The organism is Enterobacter cloacae complex sp. P27C (genome assembly GCF_014895705.1).
GTDB classification, from domain to species: Bacteria; Pseudomonadota; Gammaproteobacteria; order Enterobacterales; family Enterobacteriaceae; genus Enterobacter; species Enterobacter bugandensis.
Genome location: NZ_JADBQB010000004.1, coordinates 166,593 through 191,566, shown reverse-complemented (window position 1 = coordinate 191,566; position 24,974 = coordinate 166,593). Strand labels below are relative to the sequence as shown.

11 protein-coding genes and 1 pseudogene are annotated in these 24,974 nt (G+C 49.0%); 4 read left to right on the top strand and 8 right to left on the bottom strand.

All coding sequences use genetic code 11. The annotated features are described in order from the left end of the window. Positions 1-23: 23 nt before the first annotated feature. Both IM291_RS21920 and IM291_RS09555 read right to left on the bottom strand, forming a co-directional pair. Complete coding sequence (locus IM291_RS21920) at positions 24-1,052, bottom strand: HNH endonuclease signature motif containing protein (protein WP_226840322.1); 1,029 nt, start codon at positions 1,050-1,052, stop codon at positions 24-26. A 442-nt stretch (positions 1,053-1,494) separates the two neighbouring features. Then, a complete protein-coding gene (locus tag IM291_RS09555; protein WP_192986734.1) occupies positions 1,495-2,412 on the bottom strand; it encodes a hypothetical protein in 918 nt (305 codons plus the stop codon). 416 nt (positions 2,413-2,828) lie between these two features. Here IM291_RS09555 and IM291_RS09550 point away from each other — a divergent pair, with 416 nt between their 5' ends. The 4 genes and pseudogenes from IM291_RS09550 (at position 2,829) to IM291_RS21915 (ending at position 5,053) form a co-directional block, all read left to right on the top strand. Then, the gene (locus IM291_RS09550; RefSeq protein WP_048291786.1) at positions 2,829-3,407 is read left to right on the top strand and encodes an inovirus-type Gp2 protein; all 579 of its coding nucleotides are present in this window, start codon (positions 2,829-2,831) and stop codon (positions 3,405-3,407) included. Between the two features lie 107 nt (positions 3,408-3,514). Further along, positions 3,515-3,721, top strand: a complete 207-nt coding sequence (locus IM291_RS09545) for an AlpA family transcriptional regulator (protein ID WP_072065341.1) — start codon at positions 3,515-3,517, stop codon at positions 3,719-3,721. Positions 3,722-3,816: 95 nt separating this feature from the next. Then, positions 3,817-4,440: a hypothetical protein gene (locus IM291_RS09540; RefSeq protein WP_048328396.1), complete on the top strand. Its 624-nt coding sequence runs from the start codon at positions 3,817-3,819 to the stop codon at positions 4,438-4,440. 167 nt (positions 4,441-4,607) lie between these two features. Continuing rightward, positions 4,608-5,053 (top strand): annotated as a pseudogene (locus tag IM291_RS21915) (inovirus-type Gp2 protein). A 422-nt stretch (positions 5,054-5,475) separates the two neighbouring features. Here the strand turns inward: IM291_RS21915 and IM291_RS09530 are convergent. The 6 genes from IM291_RS09530 to IM291_RS09505 all read right to left on the bottom strand — a co-directional run bounded on the left by IM291_RS09530 (position 5,476) and on the right by IM291_RS09505 (position 24,973). Continuing rightward, positions 5,476-8,130, bottom strand: coding sequence for a DEAD/DEAH box helicase (locus IM291_RS09530; RefSeq protein WP_192986732.1), 2,655 nt, complete (start codon positions 8,128-8,130; stop codon positions 5,476-5,478). Beyond that, a complete protein-coding gene (locus IM291_RS09525) occupies positions 8,120-10,021 on the bottom strand; it encodes a hypothetical protein (protein ID WP_031518861.1) in 1,902 nt (633 codons plus the stop codon). The genes IM291_RS09530 and IM291_RS09525 overlap by 11 nt, the downstream gene beginning before the upstream one ends. Then, positions 10,018-11,400, bottom strand: a complete 1,383-nt coding sequence (locus tag IM291_RS09520) for a hypothetical protein (protein WP_031518863.1) — start codon at positions 11,398-11,400, stop codon at positions 10,018-10,020. Before IM291_RS09520 ends, IM291_RS09525 begins: the two co-directional genes overlap by 4 nt. A 180-nt stretch (positions 11,401-11,580) precedes the next feature. Continuing rightward, positions 11,581-13,704, bottom strand: a complete 2,124-nt coding sequence (locus IM291_RS09515; RefSeq protein WP_023343028.1) for an ATP-dependent helicase — start codon at positions 13,702-13,704, stop codon at positions 11,581-11,583. Next, positions 13,701-20,042, bottom strand: coding sequence for a DEAD/DEAH box helicase (locus IM291_RS09510; protein ID WP_192986730.1), 6,342 nt, complete (start codon positions 20,040-20,042; stop codon positions 13,701-13,703). The genes IM291_RS09515 and IM291_RS09510 overlap by 4 nt, the downstream gene beginning before the upstream one ends. Next, entirely contained in the window at positions 20,042-24,973 is a 4,932-nt protein-coding gene (locus tag IM291_RS09505; RefSeq protein WP_192986728.1) for a class I SAM-dependent DNA methyltransferase, read from the bottom strand. The genes IM291_RS09510 and IM291_RS09505 overlap by 1 nt, the downstream gene beginning before the upstream one ends. Position 24,974: the final 1 nt, after the last annotated feature.

Below are 24,974 nucleotides of genomic sequence, written 5' to 3'. Positions count from 1 at the left end.
AGCGGACATTTATGACCAGTTAATCATGCCAGCAAGATCTTAACGAAGGCATCCCAGCGGTCTTCGATGTTGTCTTTGTTGATAGGGAGCAGCGTTTTGCGCATCGTTACCCCATCAATGGCCGCGAGATCTGCGTCTTTTTTTACCAGGTCTGGCGCGAACCAGAGTTTAAGCGTGTGCGGATCGATGGCACATAGTCCCGCGTCAAAGAGCTTGTGGATATCAGCGCGCAGCAGCAGACCGTTTTTAAAGCTCGCGCCACCTTTGCGAGCGTGGGCTTTAAGGTGTGCGGCTTCGCAGCGTACCGCAATGGCATTCGTGTAGACGCAACGGCCACCGCAGTTAAGCATCACATCTTCACGGAATTTCCCCTGATCACGACGGCGACGGCCATAGAAGGGTACATCTTCTTTATGTTCGCGTTCTTCAGCCAGCGACCGTTCGGCTCGAGGTTCTTCAGCCTGGGGTTCTTCGGCCACCACGGGTTCAGGTTTGACCGCATTCGGTTCTTCCCAGGTTCCCAGGAACATGGCAACGCGCTGGGGCATTTTGACACGATTCAAAATCCCAAGGTGCGCTTTTTCCCAGGCTAGGAATTCTTCCAAACGACTTGCTGGACAACCATGTTTAAGCGCTGGATGGGGGGATTCCTTTTTGACTGGAGCGGGCGCGGGAGCAGATAACGTCGTGCTGCTACTGCCTGTGCTGTAGCTGCTGCGGCCACCCACATGGCGTTTAACCGAATTTCCTTCGACCAGGATTTGCTTGTCCTCGTCGATCTGACGCTGGAAGAATGCCTCAATTTGGGTGTAGTTCAGCTTGAAGTGGCGCATAACTGCGCCACGGAAAGCCAAACGAACTTCTTCGTTACGATTTGGCGGGCAAGCACGGTCAACGCGCTGGGAAGCATAGGTATCATTCCCCCAGGCTTGCGTACCGTAACGGCTAAATATGACCGTCCAGTTTTTCCCCGATTGGCTGCGATAAACCTTACCATCGCAGACGAACACGAACGGAGACGAAATAATAAACCCGTGAACTTCCATAGCCATTTTAATCCACCTCAACCAGCTTTTTTCCAGTCCACCCCTTCGAGATCGACCTTGCCAACTTATTTCTGTCAACAATTGCCGTAAGCATAAATGTAGTGACCTGCATTTGAAATCGGTTCGACCTGCATTTACGATTAGCTTGACCCGCTCCCCGTTCGTTAACACATAGCAACGTTAGTAATGCATCCTACGCGGTAATAACAATTGCGAGCTTCCGCTACTCGCTCATTGCTGACCTTCAGATCCAGCAGGTTGTTCGCTTGGTACCTGAGATAGACGCGCCAATAACCTGGCAATCGTTCAACCTCGCTATGGTAATCGTTCACAAGTATGTGCTCTGTACGTAACGGGACAAAGAGGGAGATAGATAGAGGACCCAGGGTCTACTCAGATTCATCACTACATTGAGAAATCAGACGAAAAAACCATTGGGGTCACAACGCTATTTAGCAGATCGTCGATAAGATTTTGATGCTTGCCAGGCATGTTTCATCTTCTCAATAAACTCCAACTTCTCTTCAGGTTGGACGTTCCACACATCTATAGCCGCAATAATCATGTCATAACGCATAGACGTATTATAAGGGCGAAGATAGCCCGCTATTCGTCCTTTTCCTTTGAGATAGTCCCAGAGATATACTAACTGAGTTTCATCATCTCGTGACATCCAGTCAAAATCTGTCAGAAAAAAATCATATTGCTCAAGCCAACGCTCATGCAGTTTTCTGAAATAAGAGATCTTATCTCCAAGTGAGCATGTAGCTTCATCAATGTACCTCATCACACCATTGATGAGTTCACGCTCAGTTACCGGAGTGGGGTTGTACAGATCGGTACTTGCTCCCGCGTTCAGATAAAATCGGGAGAAAACACGTTTCGGTTTTTTCGAAGCAGTAGCCTGTGGATTTGTTATCAGGTCCCAATCAATATCGTCCAGGTCGAAATTAAATTTAGAGAAATCAAGCTCTGTGAGGATATTATCGTTCATTAAAAGAGAATTAAAACCACCTGAACAACCGACGTCATTCCCCAATCCACCAAGTGTCAACCCTGCAGATTTTACTGGGTATTCGAAAATATAATGGTGAGCAAACCACGATGCTCTTGGTGAACCTTTGAAACAATCAAAATAATCTTTATCAATCAGTTGCAGGTCGGCCCATTCTTTAAGTGTTTTCCGCGCAGCTTTGATTCTGTCCTGATCGCCAAGAAAATGTCGTTCAAGTATCTGAGAGATCAAACGTCGAAAATCATCCGGCGTATCATAAGTACTGCACAGTAACGAGTGATCTGTATTGAAAAAACTATCCAGCGCTTTTAGGTACATTATCTCGCTGCGGATCATATCGTAATGCAACATCGTCTCTTCCCTCTGCTTCTGACTCCCAAAAACAGATTAGCATGAGTACCTTTTTGTGTGGTGGAGTCTAGTCACAGACCTGAAGAATGACTGATTTTTAACTGATATCCTGCTGATTTTATTGTGATAATACTCTGACTTATTACTGCGTTATTCCTGTGGTTTTTACTCTACGAATCTCCTCTTTTCACCTCATTAGAATCGTTCAACAGCAGATATGAACATTTGGGTTTTTAGTATAATTAAGGGGCACTTCCTGTTTCTATACCACCCTGTTCACAACGCCTTCCCCCAATCATTAACCCTGCCTGTCATCCCCTGGATACACAGTTCCCTGTATCTGCCATATCTCCGCTTCTCTTAAAAATTACATCTCATCCCAATCCTTTGTACTCCACCTGACAAAGGATAAATCAATGCACACACCTTACCCTTTCAATTCCAGATACACGATGAACTGGTTTCTACTGTCTCTACTCAATGACCACCTGAATCAGCTACTGAACCGATACTCCCGAATACAGGCACTCAGACTCGACCTGTTCTATCAGAAAGGTACAGAGCGTTATAAACGTCATTCATGGTATGAAACCGAGCGAGAGGTACGCATGCTGGTTGAACGCACCATGCAGCACACAAATCTGGCTGGGTATTTCTGGGTACTAGAGAATTCTGTAGACCACGGCTGCCATGCCCATATCGTGTTCTATCTCGACAGGCACCTTAACCAAGCTACCTACCCAATAGCTGAGAGAGTAGGAACAATATGGCGGGAAATAACGCGACGAGAAGGCTATTACAACCGCTGCGAATACAAACCCTCTTATGAAGTCAGTATTGATAGACCGGTGAACTACGATGATACCGAAGCCATTGATAACCTGCGCTACATTATCAGCTATCTCGCCAAAGAAGAGCAAAAGCACGGTCACTATCACTACGGAGCCAGTGAGGTACCGCCCCCCAGTGGACTGGGGCGTCCTCGCACGTTGTAACTTACGTTCTGCACTTTTTTACGTATCAATCCATTGATGTGGAAGGGCTGGTAGTAACGAGCAATCAACCACCAGCTCAGAATAATCCCACAATGGAAGACAGCATTATGACAGAACAAATTTCTTTGCTTGATGACCAACTGGTGGATATGCGGTTCCTCACGAAGCTAACGGGACTTACGGATAAATGGTTCTATAAGCTGATTAAAGATGGTGACTTCCCCAAACCAGTCAAACTGGGGCGCAGTTCTCGCTGGTTAAAGAGCGAAGTAGAAAACTGGCTTCAGGAACGCATTAACCAGTCCCATAAATAACACCACTCTGACCTAACCCCCGGCAAGAAAATAACTATCCGACTCGTTCGGAGGTTTTCTGCTGTCTGTCATTAAAGCCAGAAGGAATATGAACAATGAAAGATTACAAACCACGTTACGAAGAACTTTATAAATATTATCAGGTCTGGTTGACTGATTTTACGAAACTGACGGTCAGATCGGGTATGTGTCACCAGAATATCTACCACCATCATACCCTGACGATTGGCAGCCTTAAGTTTCCGGGAGAGGAAGAGGTTATTGCTATTGTCCCCCAGTGCCTGCACCGGATTATTTATGGCAGAGCAGCAGCCCCACTGACTGTTAATGATGACCTGAGTGTCAGTTTATTTACCCAGGAGCATCTGCTGGCTCACCATCCAATGCTGGAGGGGGTTTTGCTGTCTGAGTGCGTGCGTTTAAAACAACGCCCTCTGGCAAATAAGCTCATCAGTCTGTTCCGCCAGTTCGGCGGTAGCGAGCTGCGTCTGAAGCTGGTCTGGCTGTGCTGGTACGATTTGATGCTGGGTAATTGCCTTGATGACTGGACCGACAACCTCAGGTTCAAAAAAGACAAGGAGATGGATATCTGGATCAATGACCGGCAGGCTGAAAACCCTGCGCTGACCAGTCTGATGGACGAGTATGTCTGCTTTGCATGGCGGACGACAGCGGAGCCACTGAATCAGGCTTCATCCATAGTCATGCAAGGGATTTGAGGGTTATTGGGGAGTGAAAATTAATTTAGGTTAATTAATATAATTAATAGGCAATCCCTTTTTACAACCATCCTCTTGATCCATGCGGTTACCCCAGCCATGGCTCTTCCTTAAGGCCAGGTGCATTCCATTGACTGGCCCTCGCCAGCACTAAAGAAATTCATCCTATGCAAAACAAACAACGATGGGAGCCAGACTGGTTTCGACAGTCACTTCTGAACAACCATATCGACAAACTGATAGAGCGCTATTCCTGCCTGCTGGCACTCCGAACAGATCTGTTTTACCAGGATCATACCGCTAAGTTTTTCCTGCGGGATCATCGGCAACTCGAATGAGATATCCGAAAGCTGATGAACCGTATGATGCAACTCGAAGCGGTGGTCGGTTTCTTCTGGGTTATCGAATGGACAGAAGACCACCACTACCATGCTCATGTCGTGTTCTGGCTGGATGGTAGTAAAACTCAGAATACCTATCCCTGGGCACAGCAAGCCGGTTTGTACTGGTGTATATGACCAAAACCCAGCAGAAATATGGGCTGTTACTGTTCGGTTGCAATGAGGTCCCCGAACGACCTTCAAGCAGACGGCCACGTAAGAATGTCTTCTAAGTAAGGCAATTTTTTACGCCAGCATCTCATCGTGTGAGAACCACACTACTCCCACCCTCATAACACCTTTAAACCATCCAACCGCACGGTGTCTGTCAGTCCTGCTGGGACGGTTAGACCTGCGAATTGTCTGGTAGGAACCAATACTATTTTTGCCAACTCCTTGATTGCTTTCGACGATAACGCTCTGGCCCCCTCAGGCTCAGGATAATTGCCGACAAAGAAAACTGAGATTTATGCTGGCAGAACTAGTGTCTGCACCACTGTTTTTTCTGGCACTGCGTTTTATGTAAAAATGATTGCGATGGAAAAAAATACTGCCTGACCTGTGGTGTTGTGACCCCAGTTTCTATTTAAAATAGTTTCCTGCAAAAAACTGCTCGTAACCACCTGATATATTATTACCGCATAAATGATAAACACTACTGATCAAACTTGGCTGGGTAAGGATCTTCTTTATCTTTATCCTTAGAAGGATGCCGTAGCCATTTTTGCCAACCTTGAGGATCCTCCTGAATATCAATTTCGCTGTCAAAATCCTCCAGCTCGCAACTATCTAACTTCTCTTCAACACTGTGTTTATGGCGTATAAATGATGCCAACTGATCCTGGTCGAAGGTACCTGCAAGGTAGGGATAATTGATAATCATCTCAGCCGCCCCCTGGACTTGAAGCATTGTATTGATTCGACCAAAGAGGCGATCAACCCGTCCATTCCTCTGCTCGTTATCACCAGGAGTCCAGGCGATGCCATAATGATGAACTTGATTGCATTGAAGATGAAGATTCACGCCTTCCTGCAACACAGAGGTTGCTACCAGCACATTAGGGAAGAAAGGTGAATTAAATCCACGAATTAAACGTTCGCGATTTTTTGACTGCCCGCTGGCATACCAACTTGGACTACTCAAGCTAGTGAACTCGCGCCAAGTATATTGAGTATTATCTAGTTTCTGGCCAACAATTTTCACACATAGCGTTTCGAAAGTTTCAATGGCAGCCACAAAATAACGTAGCATCAGTGATCCATTCAATTTTGGGGTGACCCATTCTACAAAATGCTGATATCGCTGCTGGACCTCACCTGTTTGAGGTCGACGGTTGAACTCTGTAAACCAGCAATAGAGCTCAATGATCACAGGGCTGGCAAACAGGTAACCCGTGCGAAGATAGTTGGCAAAGTTCTCAATAATTGCCATACCGTTAGGCTGGTCACGCCACTTAATCAATTGCTCTTTTGCTGGCTGCGGCAGCTCATGAAACATCAATCCCCAGGCAGTGGGCAAAGCAGTGATATATTTGATTTTCTGAGCTGTTGTCGACTGCTGCAGCCGGGCATCTCTCGCGGCATCACCATAGCTGTCACGTTGACGTTCACCAGACTCTTTGCGGTAATGATAATGATAGGTCCCGGTCGTACCATCCAATGCAGGCTCAAGAAATAATGAAAAGAGGCTTTCAGGGCGACGGAAACGCAAACTAACGTTGGCGCAGTCGGTACTGCGCAGGCCCGTTTTCTTCATAACAAATAGCTCGGCAATTTTACTTGAAAGCTTTAGCTCGTTATCCGTTTCAGGCTCATCTGTCTCCCCGTCCTCCAGCATATGCTCATCAAAATCGGACTTTTCATTGGATTTTTCCGATAAAAGCTTAACAAAAATATCTCGGGACCAACCCGACTCTCGCCATTCTGCCAGCGCCTTTGCAGGTAGCTGCCAGACGTTCATCAATCGCTCAGCCATTATTTCATCATAACGTGCGTTGATGCGCTGAGTAATTTCGCGTACAGATGGTATTCGACGAACAAAAACCAAATGCTTACTACAATGTAGCGGCTGAGACTGCTTGAACGGATCACTGGTAAAGCAGGCCTCTACCAGAGTGTCGTATTTGGGATGATCTGGAAAGCGGTTATAGATATCGTGAAACTGCCGGGTCAAGCTATTGAGCAGAGCAGAATCCGGCGCGTGGTTGAAGTCATTATGGATTTGCCCCTCTTCATCACTACTATTATCCCGCTCACTTGCGGTACTGCCCGTTGATTCAAACCCTTCAAGATAGCCATATAGCATGCGCCTGCCGCCACCTGCCTTTTTCTCTTTGTCCAGTTGAACCACGAGTTGTTTCTGATATAGAGCAAAAAACAACTCAGCATCCATCTTATTAGTAAAACTGGAAATGCTAGCGCGCTCATGACGATATTCATATTTGCTGTGGCTGCTCTCTCTGCCCTGCATTTTGCGCAGTCGGCGGATGGCAAAATCATTCATCAGCGCACGGACATCATCCTCTGCATAACGTTTTGGCATGTCACTGAAGTAGCTAAATATGTCATAAACATTTCGCGATGCTGAGTGATTTGGAGTTGCCGTCAACAACAGTACATTGCTCCCCAGCCGGTCCTGCGCATCACCAAAGAAGGCCTGAGCGGCGGCGGCACGCTGTGATCCGCTTCGGTTACGAAAGTAATGAGCCTCATCGATTATAATTAAGTCAAACCCTCCTTTTCCAAGAGCTTGCTTAATCTGCTGACGATATAACACGCCATAAGACGCGGCAGCATTTAAAGCATCTTTTTTTTCATCTGGAGGGACCAGACCGCTTAGTGAATGGATAGTAGTAAGGTAAAAATGGTGAGATTTTTTTTCCACAGCGGCCGCCAGCTCCGCCAGTCTGCCATAAATTTGTGGGGCATATTTTGTCTTATCCTCTAAAGTGGTAAAGGCATTATGTTCAGCCCGATAGTGTATCTCTGTGAAAATGCTAAATTCTCTCTCCCAGTTATCACAGAGCGTCCTGTTAGGTGCCATAACCAGAATGCGTGCATCAGGTTTTGCCTGCCATAACAACAACATTACTCCCATCGCCTGATAAGTTTTCCCCATGCCGACTTCATCAGCAAGGAGTGCCAGTCGTTGTTTATTCAGCAAATTCCACAACCCAGCCACCCCCTCTGCCTGCTTCGCCGCCATGCTGGAAGCACCGGATTGATACTGCCAGTGCGTATCAGTTGCATCGAAATTCATCACGGCTGAAACCTCAACCGGGGTAATGATCTGTTTTAACTTATTCGCCATAACTACAGTCTTCCATGATAGCAGCGAGATAACGTAGGCTAGTGGCATCGCTAGTTAGGGGGGGAATTGCAACCTGTAGAGACTCCCACAAGTGCACAGCCACAGATATGGCTTCAGCCCCTTGTTTGTGACGTATGCTTTTAACACGCTTTCTTGCCAGAGCGGCCAGAGTGTTAACTTCTTGGGCCAGAAACCAGTTAAATACTAGCTGAGTCGGTTGATTTATACGCTCCCTGGCTATTTCAGCCAATTCCTGTAAGCAACCTGGTTCACTGAACAAACGACGATACAGCTGAGTGCCATCGTCCGCGTCTGCTAGCCAGTTGCGCCGTTGTTGGATAGCCTGAAAGAGGCGGAAATAGCTAGTGGCATCTAAATTCATGGCTTGCGCCATCCCCTCACTTTGCTCTTCATCCTGCGCGCCAGCACAGCGCAGCATAAGGCGATCACTCAATGCGGGATCCACTGAATTCAGATAGCTGTTAAGTAAGTCATCTAGCGACTTAAAGCTCAACGCACGCCGGTGTTCAATACCGCTTTCAACGATCATGCCCTGCCAGTCGGTTATTCCAGTTCTACGAAGGGTATAAAAAGGGTTATCCAATACGGCATTGCTTTTTAATACCGTCAATTGCCGGGGCGATTTCAGACCTATACCGGTAGCTTTCCATACCAATTCATTTGCCCCGTTGATACCGGGCAATATCAGTTGATAACCTGACGCAGGCTTACCACCGAACCATTGCCCGGAAATCTGATACTCACATCGAGTCCAGTCAAAAATAACGCTCAGATCGAAAGGTTGAAGTTCATCAGGCTCCAGCGCCTCTTCCTCCAACAATGCTTCACTGGCGAAATTCTCTTCATTAACATCATCCCATTCTTTGCCGCAAATCGTGATGTTACGAGAGACCGGATGCACAATTCCCGCTTCTACATTCCAGTTTGCCTCAGGTAAGCTGCTGCAACCCGGGTTGGTGAAATTCCAGGACCCCACGGCAAGTTGCGTACCGGTATTGCTTTTCGCCAGCCAGAGCTTGGCATGGGTCATCAATGCCCTATCGTCCTTGGGCACTGGAGAGCGATACACGGTAAGCTTTTTATTTGTAATCATTGCCTGAATACTGTCACTCCATCGAGTGCGGATATAACGTCCCTCAACCAAATCCGGAACCAGTTCTACGAGCACTTCATGCCCAATATTGTCGATAAACCCTGCTAAATCCTCAGCAAGATAAGGCGACCAAACACTGAGTGTATGAATCTCACCGCCGTTTTTTAATGCATCTAGCAGTGTGCAACCAGCCAGACTGTGAATAAATGACCAATCAGGATCATCACCGAGAAACTTGCGACGGGTTGGGAAAAATTCTTCATCATTCAGACTGTTATCAATTGTGGTAAAAAATCGTTTTACCTGCTGGTATTGGGCATTACTTGCAACACAACGAAAATCCACAGTTTCTTGATTTCGCCCCCACCCACTAAGCGTAAGGTTGGCACTGCCCGCACCCACAATAATCTTTCTGTAGTGATCTTCGAGATAAAATACTTTTGGGTGAAACAGCCCGCGCTCTTTATCCAGATAAGACTCTTCGCTTTGAGCCAGCTTACGCACCGACACCGGATATACCGCAATGGAGGTACGTTTCGGCTTTTCTTTCGCAATCATGCGCGGATCGCAGTAGATGCGGAAATCAATACCACTCTCATTCAGCGCACGCTGCAGACCTTCGTAATCCATACGACTAACGGGCGGGTCCATACCCAACACAGCAGGAAGTACCCACGTTTCAACAAAAGAGATATCCAGATTAAAGGTGGTGAGCCAGACACGTTTCAACATACCCATATCAGCAATTTGCTTTTTGAAGACATCTAACAGCTTCATGCAGAATGCCCCCATAAACCGTTCAGCAAATGTCTGAACTGTGGTAGATAATAACGGTTTACCCAGTCGCTATTCTGACGATCTTCGCGTAGCGAACATGGTGGTACCTGCAGCAAAATATCATCACCTTCAAGCAGGAGCCACGGGAACTGCCCCCTTGACTCCATTATCTTGTGATGATAATCCAGCAAGCCTCGAACCTGATCTTCCAGCGACGGCATACAGGCCAGTGCTAATAGTTGCTGAAAACGTCTGGCGGGCGTACCGGAAAGCGAGGAAAGGAGCACATCATTTTCCAGAAGCTGAGCCGCCTTTTGTGGCAGATCAAGTTCCGTAAGACCGCGCGACTGCCAGAATTGACGAAATTCTGCCAAAGTCTGACTACTCTGTCGGCGTAAGCCTGAAAACATCAGGTCGATCAGGGATAAAAATGGCTCCGCCTGACTGATATGTTGTAACGCCCTGAGGTCACTTTCATTCATTTCAGGCATACTTTTCGCCTGATGCATGGCACGTTTGAAAACTTCAGCATCTGTAAGCTCTAACTCGTCCAAACGTTCCTGCTTGAGTACCCGATAAATAGCACCCGCTGCATATTTATCTAACCCCGTTCTTTGTAGCCAGAATATTCGCGAATAATCCCCGACCATTTTCGGGTCGCGGAATGCCTTTACATACGCCTTTTTTAGGCCGACAGGAATATCTTCGAAAAATGGGTTGAGGTCGCGCTTATGTGAGGCCTGCATTTTCAATTGCATGTAAGTCAATGCCGCTGCATGTAATTTTTTCAGCTCTGGTACATTCCGAATAAATGCCTCTGCTGCCTGCCACACTGGCTTGCTTTCCGGCAGATCATAGCGATAATCAGTAGAGAAAAAATGCATTTTCATCATTGGCGATTTATAGCGCCCATTGGTACCAAGAGCGATCTGATTAGTCAGTAACTCACTACTTTTCTCATGACCAAAAAATATCTGAGGATTTTTATTTGCAGCGTTCCATTTAGATCTGGCTTTATTAATACCCTGCACACCAGTGAGAGTGACACCTCTTTTTTCAGCCGCCAGCATGGAGTAGATATAAATATTTTCCAAATGGATCAGACAGGCAACTCTAAACTCATGTAATTGCTTTTTGGGATACAGACCTTTCATCACGCCTGAAGTTTGCAGCTTTTCATCGACCAGTATCTGGCGCAATACGCTGTGATGCAGCAGATTCAGCGTATATTGCCGTACATCATTTGCGATAGAAGTAATACGGCTATGAAAGATGTCCTGCCCCCAGGACGACCAGATGACTAATTGCCCAAGCGGATCCACATTCAACTCACCCGTTAGCGAGTCATCGTATTCAGTCAGAAATTTCTCGATGTACATTTCGTTGCGTCAGTCGCTTATGCCCACAGGGCTAACAACACGCAATCAGTGCACTGCGAAAGCCCTTCCATGTTCCACTTTCTTTCCTGGCACTTACCAAATCAGCAAATCAGTGGCCGATATTGATGAGTGCTAAAATGCAGATAACCAGAAGCTGTAGCTTCTGGTTATCTGGCTGGATTACTCGCTTTCAGGCTCCAGTAAAAAACTAGGTTTACCGTAAGACGAAACAAACAATCCTTTTACCGCGCGCGTTGCAGCCACATGGAGCAACGCTCGTTCATTAAATAATGCATCGCGCTGTTCTACAGGGTCATCAGATGCAATTGCTTTGACTTCCGGCACAACACCATCGTTGATGCCCGCAAGAAACACATACTGGAACTCCAACCCCTTAATGCGGTGCATCGTTGCCATACGCACACCAGGGCGTTGATCACTATCACCACTATCCTGACCTAAATTATAGGTCTCGATTCCAGCATCATTCAGAGCAGAAGCATAACGCTCGTAAGCATGCTTCGTACGAGCGGTAATGCAGATATCCTGGGAACGGACATCATTGGCTAACAACGCCTGAATTTGCTTGATAATCGTCGCAGCCTCTTCTTTAAAATCTGAAGCATGAGTGATCATGGGTTTTTCACCATGAAGCAATGATAAATAATCGTTGCTGGCATCAGTTTCACCATCCAGGTTGTCAACCTTAACGCCGGTTAACAACCCGACAGCAAACTGTCGCGTCTCTTCTGTAGTCCGGTAGTTAATTTTCAGTTTTTTACTACGGCGCCCACGAACGTTAATCCCACACTGACCTAGAACGACTTTATTGCGGTAAATACGCTGATGTCCATCACCCACGATAAAGAGATCGTTAGGAGACTCTGGAACCAGGCTACGAATAAGGGTAAAGGCCGGTGCGCCTATATCCTGAGCTTCATCGACTACGATACTGCTATAAGGCAATTGCACCTGTTTTTCTTTAAACAGAATGATAGCCTCATGCATGGCATCTCCCATCTCTCGCAGTTTGGCTCGCGCCATTTGTGCCCGGAACTCTTCGAACACAGGCCAGATTTTCGCACGCTGAATACGGGATAACGCCGTGCCACGACCAATACGACTCACCTTCAGATATTCTTCACGGCTGTAAACCGCATTCGGCTGAACAACACGTTGCCACTCTTCAGAATAAAAGTTATCCGGTAATCCCAATTCAGCAGGAACTTGCTGCAAGGCATAGTTCCAGCATTTACGTCGCCCTTCATCGCTATCATAGACCACGCGGAAATCATATCCATGGCGTTTAAGCTGCTCGCTCATCCAGGCATCAATGTTAACAACTTCAATACGCGCCATCTCCTCACGGCTACACAAACGCTGGAGGTTGGCGCGAATATCCGCCGCCAGGTTACGGGTGAAGGTTGTGAACAGAACTTTTTTACCGGGTTTATCGGCCAGGCGTTGGGATAACCAACGTGCACGATGCATCGCAACAACTGTTTTACCCGTGCCTGCACCACCTAACACTCGCACCGGACCATTTGCCGGAGACTCCACCAGTTTTCGCTGGCTCGGGTGCAGGAATACACGCCATTTTTCCAGTGGCGCATTGAGCATTTGCAGTAGCTCCTGTTCATTTTCAACGACATGGAAACGACGTTTACTTCTCTCAATTGCCTCAATAAAGTCGTTGGTATCAACAGGCTCATCACGGTGATCGTTAAACTCCTCCAGCACTTCCTGGTAATCCAGACCTTCTGCCAGCCAGTGTAGGGGCTCCCAGGCTTCTGCTGGCATCACGCTTTCCAGCTGATTCAGCCCTGTGGTATCCACAAGAGCCATCACCTGCTCAATAAACACAGGAGGAACACCCAGCGCGAGGATCTGCTCTGCCGTATACGCAGCAAAGAGTTTGGGTTTATCGACAACAGTCGGCTCGGGGGTAGGTTTGATATAGCTGGTATCAATCACCTGAATCGCACCGGTTACCGGGTGAATCGCACATTCGTGTCGCCGCGCCCAGTCGTAGGCTTCGTCGTGCTTATCCACCCACATCAGCATATACAGAGCACCCTGCTCAGGTTTCAGGACGATCCCCCGGTAGGTTTGGTCTATACGCACGGAATGCACATTATTGCTGCGTGCATCGTGGATCTTTTCGTAGTTCAGCCCATTACTCGTCGGATCCTGGCGGAACTTAGAGATGAATTCCTGGACCTTTTTTTGCTGCGCTTTAGGAATCCGCGCAAAAGCCCCCAGAAAACCATCAGAAAGTGCCACCTTTGGCGTTGGAATCGTCATTTGTCACCTCCGGACAGATGCTGCAATGTATTTTCGTCAATTGGCCCGAATGCAACGTGCCAACCCTTACTTGCGAATAAAGCAGTAAACTCCTGATTATCAATAATCAAGGCTTGCTTTTGTAATGGCCAGGCGAGATCGGCTTCTGCAATAATTTCGCCATCGTCATCCTGCAATTCATATCCAACCGTCGGTGCCGGTAGTGATAACGACTGAAGCAAAGCGATTTCTTCTGCGCCCAATAAGCCAAACTCAAGTATTTCTGCCCAGCTCTCGTCAGGCTGAATATCCACTACAACCGAAGTCTGCATTTTTACCGTTTCAGCCTCCAGCGGTAAATGAACCGCTTTACGGCTGGTAAATGTCATATCTGGCAGGAACTGCAGTAAATTCACCATCCACCAGAAACCGTTAAATCCGGCTTCATAGCCATCATCCTGGGAATAACGATCGTCAAAGCAAATATGCAGCCTCAACCAATTTCGCATTTGTTCAATGCTTGTCGTTGATTTAATGGCTTGTTGCGGTACAACAGCTGCCAGCTCAATGAACTGTTGTGATGAACTACAGCTATCCAGTAAACCACCAAATACAAAAGGTTCATCAGGCAAAAGTGCATTCAACCGATAAGCGGGAGCGTTCTCCTGCATTTCATAGGCGTACTTTTGTTTGGCTCCAGTATCCTGCGACTTTTTAGGATCCAGCCACACCCAGGCAAAGGCAGCGGCCATTTTCTGCCATAGCATAGTTTTATTACCGGGATCAGAGAGATAATCGAGTAGCAGTGCAAAACTGTTTCTCTCCCGGAATGAACCTTCAAGCGTAGCAAAGTTTGTATCATGGAACAGGTTATAAAACTTAGGCTGTTTCATATCCGGATTATGGCCAAGCCCCATAACATTCTGTACATGTTTAATGCCTTGTTCTTGAAGGTCAGCCCAGGTCAGTGTCCATACCCAAAAATTACCGCTGTCTTTAATCGCCTGCCGTTTTTGGACATCATCCGACACGCTATCTTTATGAAAAGCAAAACCATCCAGGAAAATTGCTACCGGTTTTATCTTTTCTGACTGCATCAGAGGGTAGAGCACATAATCTGGTCGGCTAAGGATGCCAACCCCTTCTTTAACCCCTAAATCAATCTGTGCTTTGAGATGCCAGCTCATCGCCGGTTCTGTACGGGTATTAATAATCCAGCCTGCATTCTGATGGGCATAACTCCGGCTCACGAGAAGATTTTTGTTATCCTGCAGGCAGTGAATGAACCGTTTTTCCAGTTCACTCCCCATCATGGCATCAAGCGAAATGTTTTTGATGGAATCAATAACGCGTATAGAAGCACTGGCCTTCAGGATTTTCGCCAGTAAGAGACGCGCCTGATCTCTTGATACATACTTCATACGCCCGCGGTCACGGTAAGCGTAAACACAGCGATAGCAGCCGTCTTTATGCGTATCATGGTTGCAGCTGCATTCCACTAGCGCCTTGTAGGCCAGCTCAAGTAATTTCAGAAGGTTGTCAGGTGTACGCATCAATTCTTTGAGTGAGCCAGTCCCCCCTGGTACGGTGTCGTAAATCACCAGATACTGACGCCAGGATTCGCCCTCATTTTCCGGCTCGCGATACACCACGCCTTTCAGATGATCCACGTTACCTTTGAAGTAATGTTTAAGCCCAAGCTGAATGGCTGCACCCAGGGAGGCTTCCACCACGCGATCGTTGCTGTAGCTGGTCACTGGCAGCAGGATACGCAATGCCTCAGATTCCAGTTGGCGATAAAGGTAGAGATAATCTTCAAACTTCGCTTTTTCGGGTTCAGCGCGATATTTACAGCTCAGGTCATGACGAGGTTCATGATCGCGAGGGCGCTGCACCATGCCGCAGCCGAGGCAAACTTTAAACCCGGTGCGTTTCTTTGCCTCTCCTGCGATCATCAGTTCATTGGCATCATCCGCCATTTTGCCAAAGTTGATATCTCGCAGAGTCACTTTGCTCAAAAACTCAAAGCCAAACGGGATTTCTCCTTCATCAATGGCATAAGCGGCCGATACATCCTCTTTTTCGAAGCTGACCAGCAGCTGTCGCTGGAAGAATGCCGGTTCTCGGCTATCGCTCTCATCACTGATCTGGCTGTCCCGGGCGCTTGAGCGGGCATAAACCTGGCGAAGCTTCAGTAACGTCGTTTTTTGTCCGGCATCAGCCCAACCTGGTGTGCCGCATTTAGGGCAGTATTTATGCTGATCGCCGGTCTGATCGATATTCTCGCTGTAGTTACAGTGGCTGCAAATACGCCAGTTTTCAGGCTCAGACAATTTAAGATCAATCTGTTCGATTTCAACTTTATGCCCGCCCGCATAGAAGTTATTCAACGGGGCCAGTTCAGCCAGCGCCGTTGATGCCGGACGTTCGTATTCGTAGGTCGTGTTCTGATACTCACGCGTCTCCCCACCGTCTTTACGCCGCCACAGCACAGAACGCAGCGTAATACCGGCCTCCGGGAAGGCATAGTTGGGAAGTAATCCTTCATCGGTGAGGAAATTAAGCGTTTGCTTGTTATTGATCTGGTTCACCAGGGCCATCAGCGTCTGACGTTCCGAAGTCAACTCGCGCATATCGCTGTCAAAGTTTTGATCGTGCGGATCGCTCTCCAGCTTGTCGATACTGCGCTTGAGTTTATCAATCCGGGAACGCAACGATTTGCGATCTTCCACCAGCAGTTTTAATGCTTGTTCGATACGTTGAACCAGAGAACGCTGCCCTGATGCCCCTTGCAAATATGACAGTAACTGTAGACGAGTGTCTTCCGTAAGATCCAGGAAGATGGACGAAAACTGCTGAGCAATATCCGCATGATGTTGTTCAACATAACGCAGGAAGTTATAAGGGAACCCAGACTTGTGTCCAAACTCCAGCTCGTCCAGCATCTGCTTCACGTTTTTGCTGATAGCAGATGCCGGGACGCCGGTTTTCACCCAGTTGTCCATGCAGAATGCGGCCAGCTGACGCTCCAGGATAGCCGTTGCGTTCAGGAACACACCAGGGGCCTGTACCTGCCCTTGCATCATCTCCAGAGGCTCTTCAAAGAAGAACTGATCGTGCGGGTTCCCCTCAGCCACCGTGATGTTAAGTGCATTGCCGTCTTTACGCCCGGCACGACCAATACGCTGTAAGTAATTAGCCTGCGCGGGTGGAACAGAACAGAGTAATACCGTAGAAAGGTCACCCACATCGATACCCATCTCCAGCGTCGGTGTTGCCGAAAGCAGGTTTATATTCCATGGCTGATTACCGCGGTAGAACGATTGTTCCGTAGCCTCACGATCTTCACGGCTCAGTAATCCGGTATGCTCTGCCCCCTGAACACGAGCGATGTCCATATTATCCCAGTGCCAGGTCACTGTATTTTCAGTTTCCTGATAGCGGCCTTCACAGCGCAGAGAAAGACATGGCGCGTTTCGCCAGTGCCACCCCTGATCGGCCGGTGCCCGAACAACCTCACGACAGCAAGAGCAGTTTAGCTGAACAACATCTCGGCTCACTACCAGCGCTGAAGGTACTAGCCCCCAAGCTTCTTTGCCTTTTGTGTCAAAGTCTTTTACCAACCCGGCCATTTTTAGTGTCGCAAACAGACGTCGTAAAACCGTCTCTGCCAGGCTGCTGATAAACAGATTATTGCCGTTGCTGAGCGTTCGGTTGATCCAATGCTGATACCAGCTGGGGTTGGATTTCGCACCAATCAGTCGATGGAAGCCATTTATTTTTTCAAACGAGGCATAGGCCGGTTTACGCGTTTTCGGGCCAATAGACGGCATATAGCGTGAAGTTCGCTCCTTCTGCGTCATCATAAAGGTCTTACCCTCACGCCGATAACTTTCGAACGCCGGATGCAGAACAGCTCCCGCCTGCCGCTGATGCCAAAGAACGCCAATCACCAGGTGTGCCACCTGCTCAACGCTGACCCCAGCCATTTCATCACCCAGCTCTTCGACAAGCTGTTGGTGAAGCACCGTTATCGCTGAATTGAAACGCGCAATATCAATTCCTGCAGCTGCGTAACCTGTGGCCTCAAGCGTACGTCCAATTCGTGCGCGTAGGGTAAATTCGCTGTATACCTCCCAGTCGAGACGAAGAGAAACCAGCTCCGGTAAATCGGAACTCTCTGCCAGCAGGCCTTCGTTCTTCAGCGTCTGGTAATCGTTCATCCACTGCATGTTGGGCGCGATGAAGCTCGCGGCAAAATGAGCATCATCCGGTGAACGCTCACGCGTCTGCCGGCAGACGCGTGCCGCAAAGGTATCCAACGGTAACGTTTCTTTTTCACCCAACACGCTGGCGATTTGTCCGCGTACCATCAACGGCCAGGTTCGGGCGGTAAAGAAACTGGCGCGGTGTGCGGCATCCTGTACCGAGTCAGAAAACGTAATCAGCTTTTTATGTTCGTTGAACTGGCTGCCATAAAGCTGATGGATCATCACCGCCGACAAGCTGGCTGCCTGCGACCCAAGAATCGAAATACCCTGTTTGCTGTTGCAGTACGGACATTCGTTAGCAAATTCCAGCTCATCCTTACGCTCTTTGAGCATATCCGGGATAAGTACTTGTAGCAGATCAGTATGGCCACAATGCCCGCACTGTACGTTAGTCTGCTTGTTGAGCTTTAAACAGGAAGGGCACAGTTTCTGGTGAACACCGCTGACCGGTTTATCGTTGTTATCCGGGAAGGCAAGCACAATAGAACGGCCTTTTTCGAAGAACTGACGATAAATACCGTCCAGGTCGGTTTCGAGTTGAACACTCTGACCATGGCGCAGGCTCGCCCAACCGGTAGCATGGCAGTCACGACAGTGAATAACGGGAAGGTAATGTTCGCGGTCTTCCACCGCGACATCATCAGCAAAAACAAGCTCAGGTATTTTTGACACGCTGGCGACCAGGCGGCGCATCTCGCGCAACCACAGCTGAGAACGAAGTTGCACAAAGGGCAGAACGGGACGTGCTTTATTCGCCTGTAGGCGCTTTTCCCGATCTTCCTGTTTTTCTGGAACCTCCAGGCGTGCCTGGGCAATTAGTGCCAGAATGCTTTGCAGCACGCGGGTTGCATGCCCGGCGCTTTCCGCCAGCATCACCTGGAGATTTTCCAGGCACTGCTGTTCCGACAAAATACCGCCCTGCAAATCCTCCAGCAGCACGTGCAGGATGCTGTGGCGGCGTAACAATGAGCCCAACTCAATACGCTTTTCACGTCCGAGATCGCTGTCCAGATCGGCAGGTAATTGCAGTGAACTATCCGGGAACCACAGCGGAATTTGTCCGTTCAGATAGTCTACCGGGCTGGCGTACGCTTGCGGATCCAGCACAGCGCTGGCCTCCTGGCCCGGATACTGACTGTACTCGATGGTATAACCTTGCAGATACTCTGCCGCCGTATAGCGATCTTCTCGAATAACCGCGTCATCACCAAATGGCTGATCAAAGATCGTTTTCGCGTAATCGAGTAGTTGTCCCAGTTCGTCACCTACGGTAGCCGACGTCCCCACGCAGGCAAAACGCTTGTCATCGACACCGATATGATGCTTTAAGCGGCGCACCAGACAGGCCAGATCCGACCCCTGCGCACCATCAAACGTATGCAGTTCATCCACCACCAGATAACGTAGCGACCCTAGCTGGTTGTAGCGCCAGAGCTTTTGATCGCCGGGGCGCATCAGCAGGTAATCCAGCATCTTATAGTTGGTCAGCAGGATATCCGGCGGGTTCTCACGCAGGGTATGTTTGCAGGTGATGACTTTATCTGCAGACATCTTTTTGCTGGGCTCAATTTCACTGTCGCCGACAAACAGGCCGACAGTCACTTTGCCATGTAGTTGCGGATCGCTGGAGATGGTTTTAGCGAAACGGCTGGCCTGATCGGTTGCCAAGGCGTTCATTGGATAAATGATGATCGCTTTAACACCGGCCTCTGATGCCCCAGCACAATGGTTAAGCAGCGGGAACATGAAACATTCCGTTTTACCGGAACCCGTCCCGGTCGCCACCAGCGTCGGCAGAGGCACCTCGATACCCAGGCGCTGGAACGCCTGTGCCTGATGAGCGTGCGGTGGGAACGGCAGCGTCAGGTTAGGGAAGAAGTTCAGCGGTAAGTCACTTTTGCGAAACGGCAGCTGAGCGGAAAGATACGGCCCTTTCAGCAGCGTTTCCGGCTGGGCCAGAAATTGCTCCAGCATCGAGACGTTATTGTTTTCTTCACCATTAAACAGTGGGCTGTTAAGCGGGAAGGCTGCCCGTAAAAAGGAAGCAACGCTGTCGGCAACCTGCCGACTGACAACAGAAGGCAGCATCAGGCGCTCTCCTTATCTTGTGCAAAAAATGCCCAGGCCACTTTGTAATCATCTTCGCGGTCGGGTTTGATAAACGGAGCCTGCCAAGTGACGGTTCGGCGCTCGCCTTCGTCGCTTCGGGTATAGTCATCAAAAGTGACGCTAACGGTACCGGTTTGCAGATGCTTGACATCATCCCAGCCGATGGCTTGATCGGTGCAGTCGCCGCTGGTCCATTCAGGGCTGTCGACATCAAAGACAAAACCGTTTTTCAGGTCCGCTTTACGCGCGGTACGCGGCAGGCCGACGCCCACCAGCCCTTTGCTTGGGGTAAAAATAATGCGGCCGTTTTGATCGTACCAGGTATCGGCTTCGTACTGACGCATTACCGGGAACTGGACGCGATATAAAGTCAGCAGCTCTTCGAGGGTTAAACCCAGCGCCTGTGCTACCAGCACGTCGATTTCCACCAGCGCCTGACGGCGACTGTAGTCAGAGCGTAAGGCGCAATCACGCTGCCACTCAGGGGTCAGATTGGCGAAGAAATCTTGTGGAAGTTGCGGGAGATTGCGGCTCCAGCGCTGGGTGTTGAAATCTGGGTTATAACAAGATTTCCAGAGATTAGTATAAGCGGTACCTACACCCATCAATGTTAAGCCGCGTGCGACTAATTGCCTTTCAGCTTCGCAAACCAAAGGCATCAGTTTTAGTAGTTCATCTCTAAAGTTTGATTTACCTGTACTTTTAACCCAAAAATCAAATGCGATGGACAGTGATGCCGTTGTAAATAATGTCAGGCGATGAGCATCGCTGAAAACCGCCGAGAAACAACCGTCTATATGCCCTACTGCAGGTGGTATAAGCGTTGGAATTAGAGTTCTTTCACCAGACTGGCTCAGCATTTTTCTGGCAACGTAACGATAATAATCCGTCACCTTCCTCGGCTCGTCTTCACCTGGTTCAGTCCAAGTCACTCGTGGAGTACGTTTGGCATACTCCTGCACATCACATGCTGGCATATAGTTAGTACGCGGCAGGTAATCGTCGGGCAATGTTAGCAGGTCCAGGCAGTCATAATCGCTGTTTAACGTACAGTTTTGGCGTGGCGTCTTGTAGAACGGTGTTCCAACAAAGAAGTGCGGGCCAGACAATACCCATTGTGATGCATCCTCAGGGAACTGTGTCTTACGTTCAATAGTGCCGTCTTTCTGCTGGTTTGTTTCATGCCACATTTCCAGGGATAAATATTGCCCCTGTAAATCACCCAATCTCTTCGGCTGATTAGCAAACTTTTCCAGCACAGCAACAAGCTGTTCTGCGTGCAAAGCTGGTAAACGAGCCCGCCATGCAGGAGTTCCTTCGCTGTCATACAGACGAGCAAATAACGTAAGTTCTTTCGAACCAACATTTATAAGTCTAGAATTATGGCCATTATTATTCCATAGAACCGATGAGCCTGCCTCAAGAGCGCTATCAAACTTAATCCCCGGAACCTGCTCAGAGTAATTTTTGTGCGCAAATGATGCATCTATAGTTTGAGGAAGAAACACATTAGCCATCGAAACAAAGCTAATACTTTGTTGGTAAGGCCCATAAACATTTATACCAAACCGAGTTTGATCATGTACTTCATTGAATAATAAATAAGCATTCGCAAACTGAAAATGCGCCCTCAACCTCGGATACACCGACGCACGCAACTGCCCGCCTTTAGGATCGTCATAGATACCCTCCGGATGCAGGAAACCTGCCACACCTTTCTGCGCCCCTAAGCGCCATGCCTGCGGCAGGAAGCATTTATACAGATTAGTCTGCACACCGCGCAGTACAGGGTAGTTCTGCTGCGCATTCAGGAAGTTCTGCATCCCCTCACAGCCTTCATACTCGCTGCGCCAAGCATTTTCGAGCAGCGGAATTCGATTGAAGGTTTCATGACGCAATGTCGCCAACTTCGAAGCACTCAATCGGCCTAGAACAAACTCCGGCTCATAGTCGCCCAGCACGCCCGCTTCCTGCCATTCAACTTTCAGCCACGGCGGGTTTCCGAGCATCAGGTCAAAGCCGCCGCGTTCGGCAAACAAATCACAAAACTCCAGATCCCAATGGAAGAAACGATGTTGCTTCTTCAGCGCATCAACAATCGCCAAACGCGGCAAATGACGGAACAGTACTTCAGTTTTCAGGCGGCCTGCACCGGAAAACAGCGAAGATTCTTCACGCACAATATCCTCGTCGGCAAACAGATTGCCGGTGGCCTGCTCTGCAACTTCAGTGACTCTTTCCGTGACGACAATACCATCGAGCAGAGTCTCCATCTCCATCAGCCACATACCGCGATCCGGCAGTTCATCCACTTTGTCGATTGGCCAGAACCATAGCGCACACCAGTAGTCCATCACCCAGCGCAGTTTCTGATAGGTACTGTTATCTTCGAGGCGGCCGCTGAAGGTTTCATCTTTACTGCTTAAAGAAGAGCGGGCTTGGGTCGTATTTTCCGCAGGCCAAACCGGATAATTGTCGGCGGTTTTCTGGCGCTCGGCTTTCAGCTGCTGACGGAATGTGTTCCAGAGCGCTTCCACTTTGCCGCTGATGCGCTGCACATCAACAATCTCATGCGGTGCAAAGCTTTTGGTAAACTCTTTGCGCCAGCTGTCCAACGCTTTGAAATCATCCGGATAGCGCTGCTTAACGGTTTTGTCGCTGTAGTTGGCCATGCCGCTGTCCGGGAGCAGGAAGTGGAAAATCTGCTTATCTTCGCGTGGAATATTCATCGCCAGCTCGGCCGGTTCGCTGTTAAGCCAGCTCGGATCTTTCGCTTTTTTGTAGGTCAGCTCGCTCTTGTTGAACACCTGACGACGTGCGCCAACCAGCGAGTTGCCGCAGTGCAGCTGGTAGCCAAACCACGGTACAAATGCATCGCCACTGATGGCGTTCAGCCACAGCGACACTTCCGCCAGCTCCACCGCCACGGGGTTTAAGTCCACGCCGAATACGTTGTTGTCGGCAATGTACATTTTCACCCGTTGCAGCTCCTGGGTGTAGCGATCCTGAGGAATGCGGCGACCTTCCGCCTGCTGTTTGTGGAACAGGTAAGCTTCCGCCAGCTGGTTGATGGCTTCGTTAAGGAACGCTGCGCTGCCCATCGCCGGTTCGCACACGGTGAGGTTTAATATTGCGTCGGCTTTGGCGTGCAGATCGGTAATCGGATCAATCTGCTCTTTAAACAGCTCTTTCAGGGCATATTTGACTAATGAGCGAGTCAACACTTCCGGGGTGTAGTAAGAGGCGGATTTTTCGCGGTCGCGCCCGGCCATGCGATAGATAAAACTGCCTTTACGGTGAATACGCAGGCTGCCGTCTTTTTCGTAGACCTTCTCGTCGTCGTGGTATTTACCGATCTCGTCTTTGCTGACGAAATAGCCCGTCTCCAGCTCGTTAAACTCTTCTCCAGCTTTTTTCACCTCGTAGAGGTCATGACTGGCAAAGAAACCTCGATAAGAGAGCAGCGCTTCATACACTGCACCTAACTGGTTAATACCCAGCTGGCGATAGGATATACGCCCCCGACGGTTAAAACGTCCTTTACCCGGGCGGCTTAACGACATCGCCTGAATAATTTGTTGCAGGGTTTCGTTGCGAAACACCACGCGGTTAAGAATGCGGGTGTTATTCGCGTCAAACAGATGGCTTTCCAGACGCGGCACGCTGAACTGATGGCTGTGAATAGTGATCCGGTCGCCGCTCTCCAGGTCGCTCTGCATTTTCACGCCTCCGCTATAGCCGTCACGTACCAGCTTGAACAGCATATTCAGGCTATCGTGGAAGTAGCGCCCGTTACGATCTTCTTCGCTGGTCAGCGGAATCATCTCAAGATCGCGCAGCGTTTCCAGACTGTAGCCCTGCAGATAGGTTTTGGCGGTCATCGGCGCATAGCCCAGCTCCGGGCGCGCTTCGATATAGAACAGGAACAACAGACGATACATATACCGCAGGCATTCGCGGCTCAACTCATCCGGGTTAATAGCTCGTTTCCCGGTGTAATAGGCCAGCTCGTTGTTGATGAGATAACGCATCGCTTCATTGCCCAACAGCTCAATGCTCTCACGTAGGGCATATTTCAGATCTTCCGACACGCCAAACGCATGTTTGTGCGAATTGTCATCCAGCGAATCGAGATATGGCGCACCGCTGCCGGGTAACAGCGAGTCTTTGTGTAACAACACCGACGTCGCTTTCAACGTATCCGTTTCACGACGGCTTAAAATTTCTTCAAAATCAAAACGCAGCAGACGGTTTTGCGCCCACTTAGTACGATCCAGCAATAACAGCTGGCGATTGCCAAGCAGCAGTACAAAACGCGGCGGTTCATTTTGCGTGAAGACCACCGTGGAGAGCAGATCCTGCCAGCTACGGTATTCGCCGTTCGCTTTTTTACGCAGACTGTCGCGCTTATGTTTATCGGTATCTGCCGGGAACTGCGCGGTCAGCAGCGACAGCGCCAGCGGATCCAGCGTTCCTTCATCCTGATCATGTGCTTCAACAATCCACAGCCACGGGCTGCCGTCGGTACTGTTGTAACGAGCCAGTACCGGCAAAGGCGTATCGTCATCCAGCATCTGAATGTGCGGATTGAGTTCATAACCCAATGCCTTTAACAGCGGCTGCCAGCGAGTGCGCTGATCGGCAAGACGCTGCGGGATCTGGCGCTGTTTTTCATGATCAGTGAGTTTGCGGAAAAACTCTGTCGCCAGGCTGTTAAGCTGGTTCCACGGCGCGCGGTAGCCCGCCTCAACCTCTTTGCCCTGTTCACGGGCAGCGCGTTCAGCTTCACGAGCGGCATTTTCCTGCTCAATCCAGGATTCCAGGACATCGCGAATATCGCTGGTAAAGACTTCGCCCAAATAGTGGTTAGAGTAAAATTCGTTTTCGTTATTAATACCGACCAGCGCCATA

What these genes read in the sequence shown, in the direction of transcription:
- IM291_RS09545 (WP_072065341.1), top strand. Translation starts at nt 3,515, where the DNA reads ATGACAGAACAAATTTCTTTGCTTGATGACCAACTGGTGGATATGCGG.
- IM291_RS09505 (WP_192986728.1), bottom strand. Translation starts at nt 24,973, where the DNA reads ATGGCGCTGGTCGGTATTAATAACGAAAACGAATTTTACTCTAACCAC.
- IM291_RS09525 (WP_031518861.1), bottom strand. Translation starts at nt 10,021, where the DNA reads ATGAAGCTGTTAGATGTCTTCAAAAAGCAAATTGCTGATATGGGTATG.
- IM291_RS09550 (WP_048291786.1), top strand. Translation starts at nt 2,829, where the DNA reads ATGCACACACCTTACCCTTTCAATTCCAGATACACGATGAACTGGTTT.
- IM291_RS09520 (WP_031518863.1), bottom strand. Translation starts at nt 11,400, where the DNA reads ATGTACATCGAGAAATTTCTGACTGAATACGATGACTCGCTAACGGGT.
- IM291_RS21920 (WP_226840322.1), bottom strand. Translation starts at nt 1,052, where the DNA reads ATGGCTATGGAAGTTCACGGGTTTATTATTTCGTCTCCGTTCGTGTTC.
- IM291_RS09515 (WP_023343028.1), bottom strand. Translation starts at nt 13,704, where the DNA reads ATGACGATTCCAACGCCAAAGGTGGCACTTTCTGATGGTTTTCTGGGG.
- IM291_RS09510 (WP_192986730.1), bottom strand. Translation starts at nt 20,042, where the DNA reads ATGCTGCCTTCTGTTGTCAGTCGGCAGGTTGCCGACAGCGTTGCTTCC.
- IM291_RS09555 (WP_192986734.1), bottom strand. Translation starts at nt 2,412, where the DNA reads ATGTTGCATTACGATATGATCCGCAGCGAGATAATGTACCTAAAAGCG.
- IM291_RS09540 (WP_048328396.1), top strand. Translation starts at nt 3,817, where the DNA reads ATGAAAGATTACAAACCACGTTACGAAGAACTTTATAAATATTATCAG.
- IM291_RS09530 (WP_192986732.1), bottom strand. Translation starts at nt 8,130, where the DNA reads ATGGCGAATAAGTTAAAACAGATCATTACCCCGGTTGAGGTTTCAGCC.